The following is an 18,723-nucleotide window of genomic DNA, read 5'->3' on the forward strand; positions in this document are numbered from 1 at the left end:
GGTGTAACGTGCGCAACGGAAAAATGTTATTCGCTTTGCTCCTCGTTGTGGGTTGCGCATCGGCATGCGACGCTTCCCAGCAAGTTGAGGTTGGCGCAACAGACCTTAAAACATCCCCCCAGGAGAAAACCATGGAAAGTCCCAAAAAAAGAGTACCCAGCGTGTCGCCGGTGATCAATAAAGGTATTCGCTATGAAGTCTTGAAGGGCGCAAAGTCAAGAGGATTCAGTCAAAATGGCGGTATTATCGCGGCTATAAATGAGTCCGACGGTAAAGAGCTTTGGACCTTGACTGTATATGCCACTTCCTACGACCAGGCGGAAGAAACGGATGTGCAAGACATTTTCATCACCCGGATGACTTTAGGCGCCGACGGGCAAAGCTTGGAGATAGAAAATGAAAGAAAGAAAAAGTACGTCGTCACGTTATCGGACCAAACTGTAACGGAACAATAATCGAGCATTCGTTCACTGTTATCCCGGTGGGTTACAGATGATTTGAGTATGCCTGAACTCGCTTTTTGTATATGGCCACCGGATAAATTATTGTTGAAAGATGGGGTTGTTTTAATGGGTGTTCTTGGATGTCTCTCCGACGGGCCCGAAAGCGATTCCGAGGTTTAAAACTTGAAGGGCCATTGATTTGAATCCGATTGGGCTAATCCTTAAATAATAAATAAACATCAGCAGCGCGCCGAAGGAGGCAGGTAATGTCAAGCAGATTTTCCGAAGCTTATGAAAAAATCGTGGAGGCTTTGGCGAGTAAAAAGTTTTCCACGGACAAGGACTGGCAGGATTTGATTGTCAGGGCGCGCAAACTGGCCGGCGCGAACGGGTTTAACTCCGGTGAAGCGAGTCTGGTCGAGGATTTGCGTAAAAAACTCGCCAAAGCGGAAGTTAATGGCAGCAATGAAGCTGTTTCATTGTTCCGCGCTGCCGGCGAAACCTTGAGCGGTACCGGCGCGGGCGTGGTGGTGGATGCGGAGCTGGGCAAGCGATTGGGGGCGCTCAAGACCTTGCGCCACACCTATTTTCTCAAGCGCTTTGGCGGCCACAAGATTTGGTGCTTGGCTATTCCCACCTCGTTTACCGATTGGCCGTGCGAATCGCTTTCGGGCGGTTTGGGTGGCGTGACCACTAAGTTGAATGACCGCAGTGAGCGTTTTTCCCTGGAGCAGCGCAAGCACATCAGCAATGCATCGCAAGAAGGTCTGAAATGGGTACATAAGGCCATGACCGTTGCCGGTAACCCCAAGAAGGACAAGAATTTTGCCATTATTGCGCGCTGGTTTGCCGACAGCTCCAGCAAGGATGCCGATGTGATTGCGGCGGCGGCTACGCTCAACGCGGGCTTGAAAAAGATCGCCGCCAAACTGAAATCGGGGCAGCTGATATACACCGATTCCGTTTCCGAGCGGGGTACCACGGAGAATCAGGGTACCGAGGCCTTTGTCTGGGGCGACCCCCTGGATGTGGTTTACATTGAGGAAGAGTTTTTCGGTACCAGGAACACTTTGACCGGTCTGACAAATTGGGCGCGGATCGTGGTACACGAACTCACGCACCGGGAAGTGAAAACCAAGGATCATGCGTATGAACACCAAGGTATCAATCCCAACAAATTGAGCGCGGCCAAGGCCATTGAAAATGCCGATAGCTGGGCATGGTTTTGTGCTGATTGCGCCGGCGCGCTGACGGCCGGAGTGATTAAAAATGCACTCGATCGTTAGATGCATATTATTGCCCGCTTGCCTGGCGAGTTGCATAGCGTGCTCCGCAGGCGAACCCACATCAACTCAGAAGAAGGATGTTGCCATGACTAAATCAGGAAGCCGGATTCCCGCGCCGGTTGTTTCTCCCATCATTCACGATGGGGTGCGGTTTGAACAAGTGCCGAACGGCTTGCTGGCCGGATTCGAGCAGATGGGCGGTTATCTGGTCGCCATCGATGAATCCACGGCGGGCACGCTTTGGACGCTGAAGGTTTATGACAACTTGCGCAAGCCGGAAAAGGAAGGCGATGTGCAGGATGTGTTTTTTAAATCAATGGTATTGCAGGCGGACGGTACCTTGTTGATTGAAAACGAACGCGGTAAAAAATTCATCGTCGATCCCGCGAAAAAAACCTCAACGCCCGCGGATTGAGCCTCTTATTTAATCGATTAATATGGCTGCCGATATGAATTTGCCGACGGGACGCGTCGTTCAGCAGAACATGAGTCTGGACGAAGCCTTCCAGTTTGCGGTGTATTTGCACCAAGCCAATCAGCTGGAAAGCGCGGAAAGAATTTACCGGCAATTGCTGGAAATTTTGCCCAACGACGCGGATTTGCTGCACTTCTTCGGCATGTTGAGAAATCAGCTGGGATTTGCCGAGGAAGGGCTTGAATGGATCAAGAAGGCCTTGCTGGCAGAGCCGAACTATATCGATGCTGAAAATAGTCTGGGTAATATTTATCTGCAAGTAGGCCAGTCCGAACTGGCGGAGCGCCACTTTCGGCGCACTCTGGAGCTAAATCCGCAATTTGCCGCCGCCAACGCCAATCTGGGGATTGCGTTGAAAGACCAGGGGCGCGCGGAAGAAGCGGAAGAGTTTTTGCTCAAGGCAATTGCGGTTGAACCGGAGGTCGCGCATCACTACCAAAATCTGGCCAATGTTTATCGCAACTTGCAGCGATACGGCGAAGCGGTAAGCTTATATCAAAAAGCCATAAGCATGCACCCGGCCGATGCCATGGCCTATCAACGGCTGACCCGGACTTTTTATTTGATGGGCAAGCTGGATTGCTGCATCGAAGTGTTGAAGCAATGGTTGGCATTCGATCCGGACAATCCCACCGCGTTGCACTTGCTGGCTGCGTATACCCGAAATAATATGCCGTCTCGCGCCAGTGACGACTATGTGCGGGAAACTTTCGACCGCTTTGCCGCCAGTTTCGATAACATCTTGAAAACGCTGGATTACCAGGCGCCCACGCTGGTACATCAAGCCCTGCAAGGGATTGCGCCGCAAGCGGACTGGAAACTGCTGGATGCCGGCTGCGGTACCGGTTTGTGCGGGACGTTGGTCAGGCCGCTGGTGGGCTATCTGGTCGGTGTCGATCTTTCAGCCAAAATGCTGGTCAAGGCGCGGACTCGAAATGTCTACGATGCCTTGCATGAGGCCGAATTAACCGGTTTCTTTTCGCAGACAGCTGCTTTATTCGATGTAATTACCTGCGTGGATACGTTTTGTTATTTCGGCGATTTGTCGGAGGCGGTAACTGCGTCGGTATCGGCATTAAAACCCAATGGCTGGTTCATCTTTACGCTCGAGGAACTGCGGCAAACCGAGGTTGGCGCTGATTATCAGCTGAACGTACAGGGTCGATACGCGCATGCCGAGACCTATGTCCGCCGAATCCTGCGGGAAGCCGGATACCGTATTCACCGCATGGATAGCGCCGTATTACGTAATGAATTTACCGAGCAGGTGTTCGGCCTGGTGGTCACTGCTCGGTTAATGTCCGGCGCTTGAATAACTTCGGGCTGCAGACGGCGGGTTCATTCTCTCGGTAACCAATCTACAAGCCGGCGATTCGTCCGCGCTGTTTGCCAGCCTCCGTCATTGCTGCCGGGGCTGGCAGTCCAACTGACAATATTGACATTGGTCGGTGTTGGCAGTCGGTCGGTGAAATTCTCATAATATTCTGATTATATTGTAAAAATTCAATTCTGGTTCGTTGCGTGCTTAACCGGTGAAGTGCTCGGCATATTTTGCCGGAAATCTTCAATTATTGGCATGGGGCAAAACATTGAACTGGCGGAAACGAAATCTTTTGGGTGTAACGGCCTTATGGGCGATGTTGGGTGTCGTATATGACGCTCAGGCTGCTGTAATGATCGATAATTTTTCAACGGCGCAATCGGTTTTGAACGGTTCCAGCGGCCCGGTGAATATCGGCAACTCCCAACTGGATAATCTGACCCGTATCATTACCGCCTCGCCTTCTTCCGCCGACGCGGAAACCAGCGTTTCGATCAAAAAGAGCTTTTTAAATATTTCGAATGACAGCGATTCCATTGGAACCGCCAGTATCTTTTACAGTTTCGACGCCATCGATTTGGCCTCGGCGGCGGATGGGTTGGTACTCAAAATCGTTTTTCTCGATCTGAGCGCGGAAATTCAGGTGATTGCCAATGAAATTTCCTTGTTCGGTTTCTCCGGCCTGGGGGAGGAGAAGCAGTTTGAAATCAATTTTAGTCAGTTCTCGGATCCGGCGGTATTTACCAATCTGACCAGTCTGCGCCTAAACTTTCGCGGAGCTCAAAGCTGGGATGCCCGTTTTGGCTCGTTGGCGGCCAGTGACAGAAGCGCGGTGCCGGAACCCTCGATCTTGCTGCTGTTCTTGATTGGCTTGGTAATGCTAAGCCAATTCGGAGTCGTCGGACGCGGCATCCAATTCGCAAATGCCTCCCGCGTCTTGAAACCCGCCAATTTACAGGACTGAAAAATGCCTAATCGTATGACGCAAAATTTACTTTACTCTCTGGTTTTGATATTGGGACTCGGCGGAAACTCAGCGTTTGCCGATGTTCTGACACTGGATAATTTTTACGATTATCAGCGTGTCAGTGATGACGGCGACGAAGCTGGTTCGACCAGCGGAACGGTTTACCCGCTCGGCGGAACAGGTTTAAGTCATGTTACCCGGACAATGGTGGCTGAAGCCAGCGAAAGCGATTCCGGGTCGGACATTACTATAAAATCGCAAAACGGCCTGTTGAAGATTTCCAATGGTCCGGCATCGGCGGGTTGGGCCTCCATATTATGGGACTTCGATCCGGTTGATTTAACGAAATTCGGCAGCGGATTGTTGCTGGAAGTGGTTTGGATAGACCTGGATGTCAACGCCGAAATTATCGTCAATGGGCTTGCCAGTTCCGGTGTCAGAACCTTTGCCGGTATGGACGATTTTCTGGTGAGTTTCAGCGATTTTTCCAACAGCGCCGTATTTTCCAATGTCAGCAGTTTGCGCCTGAATTTCAGCGGGCCCTTGGCGTGGGATGGGCAATTCAGATTTATGCTGACCGGCATGCCGCAAGCGACAATCGCTTCGGTTCCCGCGCCGGCGGCCTTCATTCTGATGGCTTCGGGCCTGTTCGGCTTATTCGGCGTTTCCAGGAACAGGCACGGCGCTTAGAAATTCGTTACAAACAACCTCCGCTTTCGAAAACGAAAACGAGGGAAGAAGGGGATTGTTTAAAACATCTGTCCCAGTCCTTTGTCAAAGAGGGGAGTACTCACCGAGCCATTAGTAACCAATCTGAATTCCGGGAAGTTGTTTATAGCCGTACCCTTAAACGACTGGACGGGCGGCGCAATTGAGCAAATTGCGCCGGTTTGAATCAGAACTTATGTCCTGGTTTTTTAGCTGTAGATGACCTGTTTAGTACCAAGGGATGGCACTATTTCCCCCAGACTGAAGGCGATTTCGCCTTGCTCGGTCAAACAGGCCAGGGCAGTCGCTTCGTCCGCCGCGTCCACGCAGACTATCATGCCCACCCCGCAATTGAAGGTCAGCAGCATGTCGGTTAATGTCACCTTGCCCTGTTGTTGCAGCCAGACGAAGATATCCGGCAACTCCCAGGCAGACAGCTTGATATCGGCACTCAGGTTTTCCGGCAAAACGCGCGGCAGATTTTCGGTGATGCCGCCGCCGGTTATATGGGCCAGGGCATGCACATCGACGCTTTGGAGTAGTTTCAGCAAGGGTTTTACATAAATTCGGGTCGGTGTCAGCAGGGTTTCGCCCAGCGGCTTGCCGTTAACGGTATCGGTCAAGGCCAATCCGCTGCGTTCAATGATTTTGCGAATCAAGGAATAACCGTTGGAATGCGGGCCGGATGAAGCAATGCCGATCAATTTATCGCCGGCCTTGACCTTGCCGCCGTCGATGATACGGTCTTTTTCCACGATACCGACGCAAAATCCGGCCAAATCGTAATCGCCGTCGCTATACATGCCGGGCATTTCAGCGGTCTCGCCGCCCACCAGCGCGGCACCGGCCTGTTCGCAACCCTGGCCTATGCCTTCGATGACGGCTGCCGCCGTGTCGACATCCAGTTTGCCGGTGGCGAAATAATCCAGGAAAAACAACGGTTCGGCGCCTTGCACGATAATGTCGTTGACGCACATGGCGACCAAGTCTATGCCGACCGTGTTATGCCGCTTCATATCCAGCGCTAGTTTCAATTTGGTGCCGACACCGTCGGTGCCGGAAACCAAAACCGGGTTTTTGTAACGATCCAAGGGTAATTCGAACAGCGAGCCGAAGCCGCCGAGTCCGGCCATGACCCCGGCGTTGCGGGTTTTGGCCGCGATAGGTTTGATGCGGTCTACCAAGGCATTGCCGGCTTCAATATCGACGCCCGCGCTCTTATAATTCAGGCTATCGTGCTGTTGTTCGCTCAATGGGGGCCTCTTGCTAAAGTTAAGGTTGAATCAACCGATATTGTACTATAGTTCCAATTCATACACCGCCGGGGTGGGCTGTAAGCGATGATTTTTATAAGGAAAAAAAGAGCGTGCCTACCGCTATTTTTATCGGCTTTTCTGGTCGTGGCGTCGGCGTCGGCCGTGGAAGTCAAGGGCTTGTATGAAATCGAGTTGATAGCCAACAGCCAGTCGGCCGCCGACCGCGAGCAGGCGATAAAGCAGGCTTTATACGGCGTGTTGAACCGGGTGTTGGTGGCCGATGACATTTCCAAGGTGCCCGTGGTGCAGCAGGTACTGAGTGGCGCGCAGCATTACGTCAAGCAGTTTCAATATTCCCTGATTGCCGCCGACGAATATTCCGCCGGCGACGCCCGCTTGATACGGGTGGAATTCGACGAAGATCAATTGTTGGAAGTCATGCGCAAGGGTCAGGTCGGCATTTGGAGTGAAATCAGGCCGGAAACCCTGATCTGGCTGGTAGTGGACGAAGACGGCAAGCGGCAGTTCTATAATCCGGACGCCATGCCGGATTTCGAAAGCGCGCTGGCGCTGGCGTCCAAGGTTCAAGGGTTGCCGGCGATCTTCCCGATGCTGGATCTGGAAGAACAGCAGCGGATTTCAGTCAGCGAAGTCTTGGGGGCCGATTCCAGAAACCTGTTGGCGGTGTCGGCACGCTACGAAGTGCCGGCGGTCATGGCCGGTCGGGTTAGCAAAAAAGACTCATGCTGGCAAAGCGAGTGGGCATTTTATTTCGACAACAAGATCAAGCAATGGAGTGGCGAATGCCTGCCGTTAAAAGCCGCCATGCAGGAAGGCATGCGCGGGGCTTATGGCGTGTTGTCCAATTACTACGGCGTCAAGCCCGCTCCAGACTAAGCTGAAGTGAACAGGTGAGCAGCCGGGTCGAGCCGACTTTGTCGGAAAAGGCCGGCGGAAAATCAACCGGCCCTTGCCTGTTTATGCCTTAAACCCTGGGCATTTGCCGCAGTTTTTCCACCACTTTGTCGCCGAACTCCACGGTGCTGATCATGGTTACACCGCTACCGGGTTTGGACAGGTCGGCGGTGGAATAACCGTCGGCAAACACGCCTTGCATCGCCGCCCAGACGTTTTTCGCTTCGGCCGCCATGTCGAAACTGTTTTCCAGCATCATCGCCACCGAGCCTATCATCGAGTAAGGATTGGCAATGTTTTTGCCGGCTATGTCAGGGGCCGAACCGTGCGAGGGTTCATAGTAGGCTTTGTCGGGACCGATACAGGCCGAAGGCATCAAACCCAACGAGCCCAGGATGCCGCCGCCCTGGTCGCTGAGGATGTCGCCGAACATGTTTTCCATCACCATGACGTCGAACTGGGTCGGTTTTAGACACAAAGCGGTGGCGGCGGCGTCCACTAGCATGTTGACCACTTGCACGTCGGGGTATTCCTTGGCGACTTCTTCCATCACCTCGTTCCACAACACGCTGGATTTCAGCACGTTGCTTTTATGAATGTTGTGCAGCAATTTCCGGCGTTTGTCGGCCAGTTTGAATGCCTGTTGCATGATTTGATAAATCTGCGCCTCGTCGTATTCCAGGGTTTCGCGCACGTAGCGCAAACCGGCATCGTTGACGCCCATTTCCTTCTCGCCGAAATACAGGCCGCCGACCAGTTCGCGGACGATGATCAAATCGATGCCTTCGCCTATCACTTCCGGTTTCAAGGGTGAAAAATGCGCCAGGGATTTCGGCAGCGACACCGGGCGGAAATTGGCGTAGGTGTTGTAACGGCGGCGTAGCGGCAACAGCGCGCCGCGCTCGGGTTGTTCGTCGATGGGAATACGTTTGGAGTCTTCGTGATTCAAGCCGATCGGGCCTTTCAAAATCGCATCGGCTTCGTCGCAAATGGCTTTGGTCTGGTGCGGAAAGGCCGAGCCGGATTCGAAGTAGGCACAGGCGCCGAATGAGGCCGGCAGCAATTCGAAGCTGACGTCGTTACGTTCTTCGATGACTTTCAGAACCTTGACGGCTTCCGCGGTAATTTCCGGGCCGATGCCGTCGCCGGCCAATATTGCGATTTTATATTGCTTCATTTTTATGCGTGTTTTTCTAGTGAGTTGGACGATTTGAACCCGGCATTTTACTTTACTTTGAATCTCCCGGCTCAGTTGAAAACAAAGCCGCGCGCTCCAGTCCGGCGGAACGAAAAGTCCTCGCGTTGCCAAGCGCCGGTCATTTAAGCGAAAATGCCCAGCTTAGCTTAAAGATTGGTTACTCATGAATACTCGACATGTAGCGGCCGCCGCGCTGCCCAGAAAGATAGAACTGATGGACACCACCTTGCGCGATGGCGAGCAAACCCAGGGCGTGGCTTTTACGCCGATGGAGAAAGTCAGCATCGCCAAGGCCTTGTTGCAGTTTTTGCGCGTCGACCGTATCGAAGTAGCTTCGGCGCGGGTTTCGGAAGGCGAAAAAGAAGCCGTCAGCCGTATCAATCAATGGGCAGCCGAGGAGGGCTTTGCCGAACGCGTCGAAGTATTGGGTTTCGTCGACCATACCCGTAGCGTGGACTGGATTAAGTCCACCGGCGGTAGCGTGATCAACCTGCTGGCCAAGGGCAGCGAAAAACATTGCCGGGAACAGTTGGGTAAAACCCTTGAACAGCATTGCGCCGATGTGTTGCAAACCATAAATTACGCCCACGAACAGGGCCTGAAAATCAATCTGTATCTGGAGGATTGGTCGAACGGTTATAAGGATAGCCCGGAGTATGTCTACGGCTTTATGGATAAACTGCAGCACAGTTCGGTGCGCCATTTCATGCTGCCGGATACTTTGGGAGTGATGGCGCCGGACGAGGTATTCGACAGTCTAGGCGACATGTGCCGGCGTTATCCGGATCTGCATTTCGATTTTCATCCGCATAACGATTACGGCTTGGCCACCGCCAATGTGATGGCGGCGGTGCGTGCCGGGGTCAGCGCCGTGCATTGCACCGTCAACTGCCTGGGCGAGCGGGCCGGCAATGCCTCCTTGGCCGAAGTGGCGGTGGTGTTACGGGATAAAATGGGCATGCAACTGGCAATCGACGAGAGTCATTTGGTGCGCATCAGCGACATGGTGGAAAACTTCTCCGGCAAACGCATCGCCGCCAATGCGCCGATAGTCGGTGCCGATGTGTTTACCCAGACCGCCGGCATCCATGCCGATGGCGACCAAAAAGGCGGCCTGTATAAAACCAAGTTGGGACCGGAACGTTTTTCGCGTACCCGCAGCTATGCGCTGGGCAAAATGAGCGGCAAGGCCTCGCTGAAAAAAAACCTGGAGCAACTGGAGCTGGATCTGTCGGAAGAGGATCAGAAAAAGGTGTTGGCGCGCATCGTCAGTATCGGCGATTCCAAACAAACCATTACAACCGACGATTTGCCGTTTATCATCGCCGACGTATTGGAAAGCAAGAATTATCAGCATATCGAATTGTTGGCTTGCGCCATCAACAGCGGCATGGATTTGCAATCCACCGTCAGTCTGCGGGTCAATGTGAAGGGCGAAAAACACCAGGCTACCGGGGCCGGCAGCGGCGGTTTCGATGCCTTTATCGACGCTATCGGCAAGGTTTTAGCCCGTTACGATTATACATTGCCGGCATTGGCCGATTATGAAATCCGCATTCCCAAGGGAGGCCACGCCAGCGCGTTAACCGAATGCGTCATCACCTGGGATTGCGGCAACGAGTTGCGCAAGACCCGCGGAGTGCATGTCAATCAGGTATTCGCCGGCATACAGGCGGCGATCAAACTGATCAATATTCAACTGCATGAAATGGCGGCAATGCGCTAACGTCGGTTTGGGGTGATGAACCCCGCTGCAAGAATTATCCATTCGGCATGTCGGGATTTGATAACATCAAGTCTGCTTATCCTTTGACCTTGAGGCGCCAAAATGGGAAATCTGTCAACCGTCACCTTCGAAGCCGATGCGATTAAAATTCAGGAAGCCCGGCATCACGATCCTTTCTCGGTTTTGGGGCGCCACCCGCTAGGTCAATCTATCATCGTCAGACTCTATCTGCCCCATGTGGAAACGGTCGCTTTTGCCGGCGGCGGCCCGAACATTGCGCGTTTGCCCGGTAGCGATTTTTTCGAATATTCGGCCCGGCCCGACGAATTACCCGCTCATTATCAATTGGTCTGGATCGACAAGGACGGCGGCAAGCACAACGGTTACGACCCCTATGATTTCGGAGTGCAGTTGCCGGATTTCGATAGACAGTTGTTCGCGGAAGGCAAACATTGGCATGCCTACCGGAAAATGGGCGCGCACCTGCACAGCGTTGATGATATTCCCGGCGTCTTGTTTACCGTTTGGGTGCCCAACGCCGGCCGCGTCAGCGTGATCGGCGATTTCAACCGTTGGGACGGCCGTTGTCATCCCATGCGCAGTTTGGGCGGTAGCGGTGTTTGGGAGCTGTTTTATCCCGGTCTGGATGCGGGCTGTTTGTATAAGTTCGAGATCTTGAACCGCGACAGCGGCCAAGTGCTGACCAAAACCGACCCCTACGGCCAGCAATTCGAATTGCGGCCCAAAACCTCGTCGATAGTCGTGCGGGAAGCAAGCTACCGGTGGAATGATCAAGCCTGGATGGACGGCCGGGGTGGCCATGACTGGTTGCATGAGCCGATGTCGATTTACGAGGTGCATCTGGGCTCCTGGCGGCGGGATGCGGACGGCAATTTTTTAAGCTATCGGGAGCAGGCGGACCAACTGGTCGACTATGTCAAGAATCTGGGTTTTAGCCATATCGAATTGATGCCGGTCACGGAGCATCCGTTGGATGCCTCCTGGGGTTATCAGACCACCGGTTATTTCGCTCCCAGCAGCCGCTTCGGCTCGCCGGACGATTTCCGTTTTTTCATCGATACCTGTCACCAAAACGGTATCGGCGTGATATTGGATTGGGTACCGGCTCATTTTCCCAAAGACGAGTTTGCCCTGGCCCGCTTCGACGGCACGCCGCTTTACGAGCACGAAGATCCGCGCAAGGGCGAACACCGCGACTGGGGGACTCTGATCTACAACTACGGCCGCAACGAAGTGAAAAACTTTTTGCTTTCCAGCGCCATATTCTGGCTGGAGGAGTTTCACCTGGATGGCCTGCGGGTCGATGCGGTGGCGTCCATGTTGTATCTGGATTATTCCCGCGAAGACGGCGAATGGATACCCAACCAATACGGCGGCAATGAAAATCTGGAGGCCATCGATTTTTTCAGGGAATTGAATTCGGTCACCCACCAACAACACCCGGGCACGGTGATGATGGCGGAAGAATCCACGGCCTGGGGCGGCGTGACCCGGCCCACCTGGACCGGCGGCCTGGGCTTTTCGATGAAATGGAACATGGGCTGGATGAACGACATCCTCGAATACATGCGGGAAGACCCTGTTCACAGACGTTACCATCACGACAAATTAACCTTCGGCATGCTGTACGCCTTTACCGAAAACTTCACCCTGCCGTTCTCGCACGACGAGGTGGTGCACGGCAAGGGTGCCATGCTGAACAAAATGCCGGGCGACGAATGGCAGCGTTTCGCCAATCTGCGCCTGCTGTATACGATGATGTTCACTTATCCCGGCAAAAAACTGCTGTTCATGGGCTGCGAGTTTGGTCAGGGTACTCAGTGGGATTTCAGCCGCCAATTGGATTGGTATGTGCTGGATTACCCGCGTCACCAGGGTCTGCAAAGCTTGGTGAAAGACTTGAACGCCGTCTACAAAACGCATCCGGCTTTGTACAGGCACGATTTCGACCATCAAGGTTTCGCCTGGATAGACTGCCACGACGCCGAGCAATCCGTGATCAGCTACCGGCGCAAGGACGGTCCGGACGAATTGCTCGTGGTGCTGAATTTCACCCCGGTGGTCAGGGAGCACTATCGCATCGGCGTGCCGTTCGAGGGCGATTACCAGGAAATTTTCAATTCCGATGCCGGCGTATATTCCGGTAGCGATGTGGTCAATGGTTTAATAAGCGCCGATCCGATAGCCTGGATGAATCTGCCGCACTCCATCAGTTTGCGCTTGCCGCCGCTGGCCGGCCTCATACTCAAACTGAAACAGAGTGGTTCGGCGGCCAAAGCCGCAAAAGGCCCGATTTGAACGGGCGGGGTATGCGGTAACAAGCCCATGGGGCCGCTATTGTAAAAGTTCCCTTGTGGGTTTCGGATGGGGGGTAAGGTCGGCTCAAACCGGCCTTAAATAATGGTTGGTCGGCGTTGTCCGAACCGTAACAATTTGAAAATGACTATTTTGACCAAAGGAGTGTTTATGACACGCATCAAATCGAAACAAATCGGATCGGCGGTATTCGTTTGCGTATTGGCGCTGCTGTTAACGCCGGCACTGACCCAGGCGGGCAGCGAAATGCTGTTGGCGGAAGCCGAAACCGGATCGATAGCCGCGAGGCAGGCGGCGGAACAAAAAGCCGCGCTGGCTAAAAAGGCGGCCGAGAGAGAGGCCAAAAAGGCTGCGGCGGCAGCGGCGCAAGCACCTGTTGAAGCAAAAGAATCCGTGGAGACCGCCGTGCCGGTTGACGAACACAAAGAAAAATAATGCCTTGGAAATCCATGGAGTCCAACTCCATGGATTGGGTTGGCGGCCTGTATGCTGGGTGGCGATGAACGTTTACTCCAAGCATGTTAGAGCGGCACGCGATTCAGTCGAAAGGGAAAACCCGGGCTGACTGACGGCGGCGTCAAAAGTGCGGAAAGATATTTTCAATCATATCTTTAGCCGGTCAAAAGGCTGTTGACGGCAAAGCCGCCGCCGAAACTGAACAGCATGTAAAACAGCGACATGACCAAGCCCGCAAAAACGTTAATGCTCAATATCTTTTTGAAAACGGCGCCTATCAGGGCCCAGTTCCAGAATATGATCAGCAGCAAGATGCCGTAACCCAGCCAGTCTTCCGCTACCGTTGCCCAGAACATGACCGGCAGCAAAAAAAGCGAGGTGAAATTTTCGCAAAACAAAATCGCCGACGCCACTTGAATAAAGGTATGCATCGAGCGATTTAGCCAGAGGGTCAGCGCTATGAAGCCGAGACCCAAAAGTGTTTCTATAAACACTTCCGAAACCGATTCAATGTCATCCGTCATGTTGAAATGGATGAAAATGAACATCAAAAAGTTGAACGCCAGATTCTGTTTAAAAAAAACGCTTGACCTGGGTAGTTCCAGCGGTGAGACATTGAACCAGCACAGAGCAAGATACTGTTTGATAATGTCCATAACCGTAACGCATCAAACAATCAATATTCTTCGCCGGATTGTGGCTCGTAGGAAGGTGAATAGTCCTGAAACTGGCTGCGGCTGAACTGATCGTTCAAGGCCTGCACCAAGTCCTTGGTTTGTTCCAGCATGTGGCTGAGCTTTTTGCGGTTTTTCTTGGTTTTCCCCACCGGCTGGGTAATGGGCAAGATAACCCGCCAAAAACTCAGGCTTTTTTCGAATAAGCCGGCTAAATCTTCACTGATATTCAGTTTTTTCTGCCGCTTGTGCAGTTGGTTGATGATGAACTTGGCGTGTACCTTGCTGACGAGCATATGGATTGGCGTCAAAAAGGCTATCAGACCCAAGACAATCAGCGGTCCGATGATGGGGTCGAAAAATAGATCCAGGATGCCGACGGCTATTTCGGCAAAAAGGATCAGCATGATGATGAAGCTCAGAATAATCAATGTCGTGGCATTGCAACGCTCTTTCCAAAGGGTCAAGGCCGACTCCACTTCGTCCATGACCACATCGTCTACGGCGCGGATGCTTTTTTCCAGCGAATCCAACACCCGATAGGAGCGGTCGTGGTTCAGGTTGTTGACTCGTTGTTCGATTTCGCTGTTATTGCTGTTTTGCGACAGTACAACAAAGTGTCCGGTAAAAATGCCGAATTCGGCCAGTCGCCGCTGCCACGACGTGATGATGTCGTGCGTTTTATGCTCGTCAATCTGGATCTCGGAATGGTCGATGACAAATAAAAACTTGTTGGTGTCCTGATATTGAACGATGCTGTCCACCGTGCTTTTATTGAATTCCGGGTCGGCTTCAAACAAATCGGTAAAAACCAGCACCAGATCCGATATGGCGATCACATGTTGGCGCAACAAGCCGTTGACGGCATTTTCGGCCGCCGGATTCAAAACCGGCGAGTCGATTACCAGTTTGTTTTTTAATTTGGCGCAGTTGACCGTGACCAACTCCAGGTAGCTATTGACCTTGCCGCCCTCGCCGGGGCTGGCTTCTTCGATATCGCGGCTGATCTGATAAAAAGGCAGGCGGTGGTCGGCGTCCAGCGCGGTACCCGGCAGGGTGGCGCTGGTCGCTTGCGGGGTATATTGCAAGACCGTGAACTTGTGTCGGGTGGTATGCAGGGTTACGCCGAGAAAGCGGTTCAGAAAATCGGATTTTGCCGGCGAGTATCCACCTACCGTAGTGATCAAGGGCCACCAGGAGCTTCTGCGGGCGGTGGATTCGTCGTTCTCGATCAGGCCCATTTCGAATTCCAGTTCGTCCAGTTCCTGGAATACCTTTACCGCTTTTTGTAAAACAGGATCCGTGGCGGCAAACTGTTTTTCAAGATTAACCAGATACTTGCTTACCGTTTTATCTGCCATGAGATTTAAACCCTGCCGTGTTGAAGAAGATCGATTCAATGGGCGGGAGTATACACCGATGTTTTATACAGATAAAAATTCTAAACGGCGCGCGCTTAGTCCTCTATGTCCAACTCCTTCAGTTTGCGTGTCAGGGTATTTCTGCCGTAACCCAGCAACAGCGCGGCCTCGTGTTTACGGCCGTGAGTATGTTGCAGGGCGGTTTGAATCAACAGGGTTTCCACGCTGGCGATGGCCTGCTTGGCGATGTCGTGCTTGCCGGTGGTCAGTTGTTGCTTGATCCAGCTTTGCAACAGGCCTTCCCAGTCGTTGTCCGCTGAATCGGTTGGGGACTCGGCCGGGCTTTGGCTTAGTTCGGGCGGTAGATCCTCGATGTGAATTTCCCGTCCGGAGGCCATCACCGTCAGCCAGCGGCAGGTGTTTTCCAATTGGCGGACGTTGCCCGGCCAACGCAGGTTGCTCAAAAAGGCCTCGGCTTCCGGTTTCAGGGTTTTCACCTCCGTGCCCAATTCCCTGGCGCTTTGATAGAGAAAATGCTTCATCAGCAGGCCGATATCCTGCCGGCGTTCGCGCAAGGGCGGAATATGAATGCGGATGACGTTCAAGCGATGAAACAAATCTTCCCGGAATCGGCCCTGCGCGACCAGCGCTTCCAGGTTTTGATGGGTGGCGGCGATGATGCGCACGTTCACCTTGATCGGCGCGTGCGCGCCCACCGGATAAAACTCGTTGTCCGCCAATACCCGCAGCAGGCGGGTTTGCAATTCGGCCGGCATATCGCCGATTTCGTCCAGGAATAGCGTGCCGTTGTTGGATTGCTCGAAACGGCCTATACGGCGGGCCTGGGCGCCGGTAAACGCGCCTTTTTCGTGCCCGAATAGCTCGGACTCCATCAAATCCTTGGGAATGGCGGCCATGTTCAGCGCCACAAAAGGCTGTTGCGCGCGCGGACTATGGCGGTGCAGGGCCTTGGCCACCAGTTCCTTGCCGGTACCGGATTCGCCGTTGATCAACACCGTGATGTGCGAACGGGCCAGGCGGCCGATGGCGCGAAATACTTCCTGCATGGCCGGCGCCTCGCCGATGATTTCCGGCGTTTCGCCCCCGTTCTCCGGCGCCGATTGCACATTGTTTTGCTGTTTGCTGTGCAGGCAGGCCCGATGCACGGTTTCCACGACTTCGTTGACGTCGAAGGGCTTGGGCAAATACTCGAAGGCGCCGCCGTGAAATGCCGATACCGCGCTTTCCAGATCGGAATGTGCGGTCATGATGATCACCGGCAGGGACGGACGCTCCTGCTGGATTTTCTTTAACAGCTCGAAGCCGTCCATGCCCGGCATGCGGATGTCGGTAATCAGCACGTGCGGCTGGTCGCGGCCCAATTCCTTCAACAAATCGGCGGCATTGGAAAAACAGCGTGTTTCGATGCTGGCTTTTTGCAGGGCTTTTTCAAGTACCCAGCGTATCGATTTGTCGTCATCGACAATCCAGACTTTATCTGGCAGCGGCATGATCGTCTCCGTATCTTAAAGTGGTCATCATCCAAACGGGCCCTTCAGCGGCTGAGCGCTGTTTTATCGGACTGATCCATGATGGGTAGAAAAATAGAAAAAACCGTGTGTCCGGGTTCGCTTTCGCATTCGATCAGGCCATTGTGCTGATTGATCAGGGACTGGGCAATGGACAGCCCCAGGCCGGTGCCCTCGGCGCGGCCGGTAATCATGGGGTAGAAAATTTGCCCCATCAGGCCGGGTTGTATGCCGGGGCCGTTATCGATGATGTCGATTTTGACCGCCAGTCTGTAGAGCTTGCGGCCTATGGTCATGTGACGCTGAATGCGGGTCTTTAAAATGATTTGGCCGCTGGATTGCAAGGCTTGAATGGCGTTGCGGACGATGTTCAGCAAGGCTTGTATCATCTGGTTCTTGTCGGCAAACAGCTCCGGAATGCTGGGGTCGTAATCGGTTTTAAGGCTGATGTTGCTACCGGCTTCCACGGCGACCAGATGCCTGACGCGTTCCAGCACTTCGTGTATGTTCAGCGGGTGTTTATGCGCCGGTTTGTTGGGGCCGAGCATTTTGTCCATCAGCTCCTGCAAGCGGTCGGATTCCGCAATGATGATTTGGGTGTATTCCTTCAATTCCGGATCCCGCAGTTCCAAATCCAACAATTGGGCGGCGCCGCGCAGGCCGCCCAGCGGGTTCTTGATTTCGTGCGCCAGACCGCGCACCAGCATGCGGCTGGTGTTTTGCTGGGCCAGTAACTGCTCTTCCTTGGTGATGCGTAAATGCCGGTCCACTTGTTGCAATTCGATCAACACTTCCGCCAGCAGCCCTTCCTCCAGAATCGGCGTGGCGCTCATGTTGACCGTAATGGATTGATTCATGCATTCCAGTATCAGCTCTCTGTCAACCAGCGGTTCGTTTTGGTTAAGCCGCAACAATAAATCGCGAAACAGAGTGTGGTGGGCCGTTTTAAACAGCTTTTGCGCCAGATTGCCGACCAAATGCTTGGCGCTGTCGGCAAACAGTATTTCGCCGGCCGGGTTGATATAGGTTAAGCGCAAATCCCGATCGAACAGCAGGATCGCTTCATTGAGATGATCGAGTATTTTTTTATACACAGTCGAATAAGGTTAAGAAACGGCTACCCGAAATAAAAGCAATTAGCGCGCCAATCATAATGTTGGAGCTTGTGGTAAAAGCGCCCTCTCCTTGCGGGAGAGGGCTGGGGTGAGGGTGGATTAATAAGTAATTGTTTTATATGCCATCATTCTAGCCTTCTTCCAGCTTGAGAAGGAAGTGATCGGCTTTTACTACATCCGCATAATGTTGGGCGGGCGTGGCTAGCGCCGCCTCGACACAAGACGGTTTGTCCGGCATGCCGCGCTTGGCGAAGGCGGATGTTACGCGGCACTTTGTCGGCTCAATGGATGCAAGGCTTTGCCAGCCGGCACGATGGCGGCGTTACGGCATGGCGTTTTGGTCTTCCCGAACGCACGATGGGGGTTGTGGACAGAACCCGCCTCCGCTAAGGCCGTGCGCGTCGGAAAGCCCCGCAATGGTGCAAGGACATTTGCACGGAAAAGGCCGGCTAATCCGTCCATGGTCGGAGATGCGGGGTAGCGTGAAGTACCGAGCACCCGATCGGGCGGTAAATCAATTCTCACGTTACTCTTAAAGTCAGGGTAGGGGCGACGCACAGTCGCGATTCGCAAGGCCATCATCGCAACTGCGCGTCGATTCTACGAGACTGCCTTTCATCTGTCGGGGCGATGCCTAGCCTTCATGAACTTTAGGAATATGCACAAAATAACTTCCGTATTCTGTTCCCTCTCCTTGCGGGAGAGGGTTAGGGAGAGTGGATGAAAACCAATAAACTATTGTTTTATATACCCTCAGCCTAAGCTTCTCCCGGCGGGACAAGGGAGTGATCTGCTTTTACGACACCCTCTAAAATGATGAGGTATCCAAACCGAAGCGGGCGACTTGAGTGCCTTGGCGCGGGACGCCCTATGCCGGGTTCAAGTAGCGCATCAATGAATGAATTGAGGCGACATTTCGGCAAGATGACGCTTAAAATCATGGCTAGTGCAACTAC

Annotated in this window: 16 protein-coding genes; 10 read left to right on the forward strand and 6 right to left on the reverse strand. The window is 53.4% G+C overall.

Features of this window, described 5'->3' with window-relative positions:
* Positions 1–131 precede the first annotated feature (131 nt).
* The 6 genes from NP590_RS14590 to NP590_RS14615 all read left to right on the forward strand — a co-directional run bounded on the left by NP590_RS14590 (position 132) and on the right by NP590_RS14615 (position 5,182).
* Positions 132–455: a hypothetical protein gene (locus tag NP590_RS14590; RefSeq protein ID WP_256603282.1), complete on the forward strand. Its 324-nt coding sequence runs from the start codon at positions 132–134 to the stop codon at positions 453–455.
* A 254-nt stretch (positions 456–709) separates the two neighbouring features.
* Entirely contained in the window at positions 710–1,729 is a 1,020-nt protein-coding gene (locus NP590_RS14595; protein ID WP_256603283.1) for a M35 family metalloendopeptidase, read from the forward strand.
* Between the two features lie 85 nt (positions 1,730–1,814).
* Positions 1,815–2,144, forward strand: coding sequence for a hypothetical protein (locus tag NP590_RS14600; protein ID WP_256603284.1), 330 nt, complete (start codon positions 1,815–1,817; stop codon positions 2,142–2,144).
* 22 nt (positions 2,145–2,166) lie between these two features.
* On the forward strand, positions 2,167–3,516 hold the full coding sequence (locus tag NP590_RS14605) for a tetratricopeptide repeat protein (RefSeq protein WP_256603286.1): 1,350 nt from the start codon (positions 2,167–2,169) through the stop codon (positions 3,514–3,516).
* Positions 3,517–3,877: 361 nt separating this feature from the next.
* Positions 3,878–4,489, forward strand: a complete 612-nt coding sequence (locus NP590_RS14610) for a PEP-CTERM sorting domain-containing protein (RefSeq protein WP_256603287.1) — start codon at positions 3,878–3,880, stop codon at positions 4,487–4,489.
* A 3-nt stretch (positions 4,490–4,492) separates the two neighbouring features.
* The gene (locus NP590_RS14615; protein WP_256603290.1) at positions 4,493–5,182 is read left to right on the forward strand and encodes a hypothetical protein; all 690 of its coding nucleotides are present in this window, start codon (positions 4,493–4,495) and stop codon (positions 5,180–5,182) included.
* Between the two features lie 227 nt (positions 5,183–5,409).
* Here the strand turns inward: NP590_RS14615 and purM are convergent, their stop codons facing one another.
* A complete protein-coding gene (purM, locus tag NP590_RS14620; protein WP_256603291.1) occupies positions 5,410–6,453 on the reverse strand; it encodes a phosphoribosylformylglycinamidine cyclo-ligase in 1,044 nt (347 codons plus the stop codon).
* Between the two features lie 147 nt (positions 6,454–6,600).
* Between purM and NP590_RS14625 the strand changes: the two genes are divergently transcribed.
* Positions 6,601–7,353, forward strand: coding sequence for a DUF2066 domain-containing protein (locus NP590_RS14625; protein ID WP_256603292.1), 753 nt, complete (start codon positions 6,601–6,603; stop codon positions 7,351–7,353).
* Positions 7,354–7,441: 88 nt separating this feature from the next.
* Here NP590_RS14625 and leuB read toward each other — a convergent pair whose 3' ends face one another.
* Complete coding sequence (gene leuB / locus NP590_RS14630) at positions 7,442–8,548, reverse strand: 3-isopropylmalate dehydrogenase (protein WP_256603293.1); 1,107 nt, start codon at positions 8,546–8,548, stop codon at positions 7,442–7,444.
* Between the two features lie 184 nt (positions 8,549–8,732).
* Here leuB and NP590_RS14635 point away from each other — a divergent pair, with 184 nt between their 5' ends.
* The 3 genes from NP590_RS14635 (at position 8,733) to NP590_RS14645 (ending at position 13,067) form a co-directional block, all read left to right on the forward strand.
* On the forward strand, positions 8,733–10,295 hold the full coding sequence (locus NP590_RS14635; RefSeq protein WP_256603294.1) for a hydroxymethylglutaryl-CoA lyase-like TIM-barrel protein: 1,563 nt from the start codon (positions 8,733–8,735) through the stop codon (positions 10,293–10,295).
* Positions 10,296–10,397: 102 nt separating this feature from the next.
* The gene (gene glgB / locus NP590_RS14640) at positions 10,398–12,614 is read left to right on the forward strand and encodes a 1,4-alpha-glucan branching protein GlgB (protein WP_256603295.1); all 2,217 of its coding nucleotides are present in this window, start codon (positions 10,398–10,400) and stop codon (positions 12,612–12,614) included.
* A gap of 168 nt (positions 12,615–12,782) precedes the next feature.
* Complete coding sequence (locus NP590_RS14645; protein WP_256603296.1) at positions 12,783–13,067, forward strand: hypothetical protein; 285 nt, start codon at positions 12,783–12,785, stop codon at positions 13,065–13,067.
* Between the two features lie 176 nt (positions 13,068–13,243).
* Here NP590_RS14645 and NP590_RS14650 read toward each other — a convergent pair whose 3' ends face one another.
* The 4 genes from NP590_RS14650 to glnL form a co-directional block, all read right to left on the reverse strand.
* On the reverse strand, positions 13,244–13,612 hold the full coding sequence (locus NP590_RS14650; protein ID WP_256603297.1) for a hypothetical protein: 369 nt from the start codon (positions 13,610–13,612) through the stop codon (positions 13,244–13,246).
* A gap of 152 nt (positions 13,613–13,764) precedes the next feature.
* A complete protein-coding gene (locus tag NP590_RS14655) occupies positions 13,765–15,123 on the reverse strand; it encodes a P-loop NTPase family protein (RefSeq protein ID WP_256603298.1) in 1,359 nt (452 codons plus the stop codon).
* 95 nt (positions 15,124–15,218) lie between these two features.
* Entirely contained in the window at positions 15,219–16,634 is a 1,416-nt protein-coding gene (gene ntrC, locus NP590_RS14660; protein ID WP_256603299.1) for a nitrogen regulation protein NR(I), read from the reverse strand.
* A 44-nt stretch (positions 16,635–16,678) separates the two neighbouring features.
* Positions 16,679–17,746, reverse strand: coding sequence for a nitrogen regulation protein NR(II) (gene glnL / locus NP590_RS14665; RefSeq protein ID WP_256603301.1), 1,068 nt, complete (start codon positions 17,744–17,746; stop codon positions 16,679–16,681).
* Between the last annotated feature and the right edge of the window lie 977 nt (positions 17,747–18,723).

Origin of the sequence: Methylomonas subterranea (assembly GCF_024505185.1) — a bacterium.
Taxonomy (GTDB): Bacteria; Pseudomonadota; Gammaproteobacteria; order Methylococcales; family Methylomonadaceae; genus Methylomonas; species Methylomonas subterranea.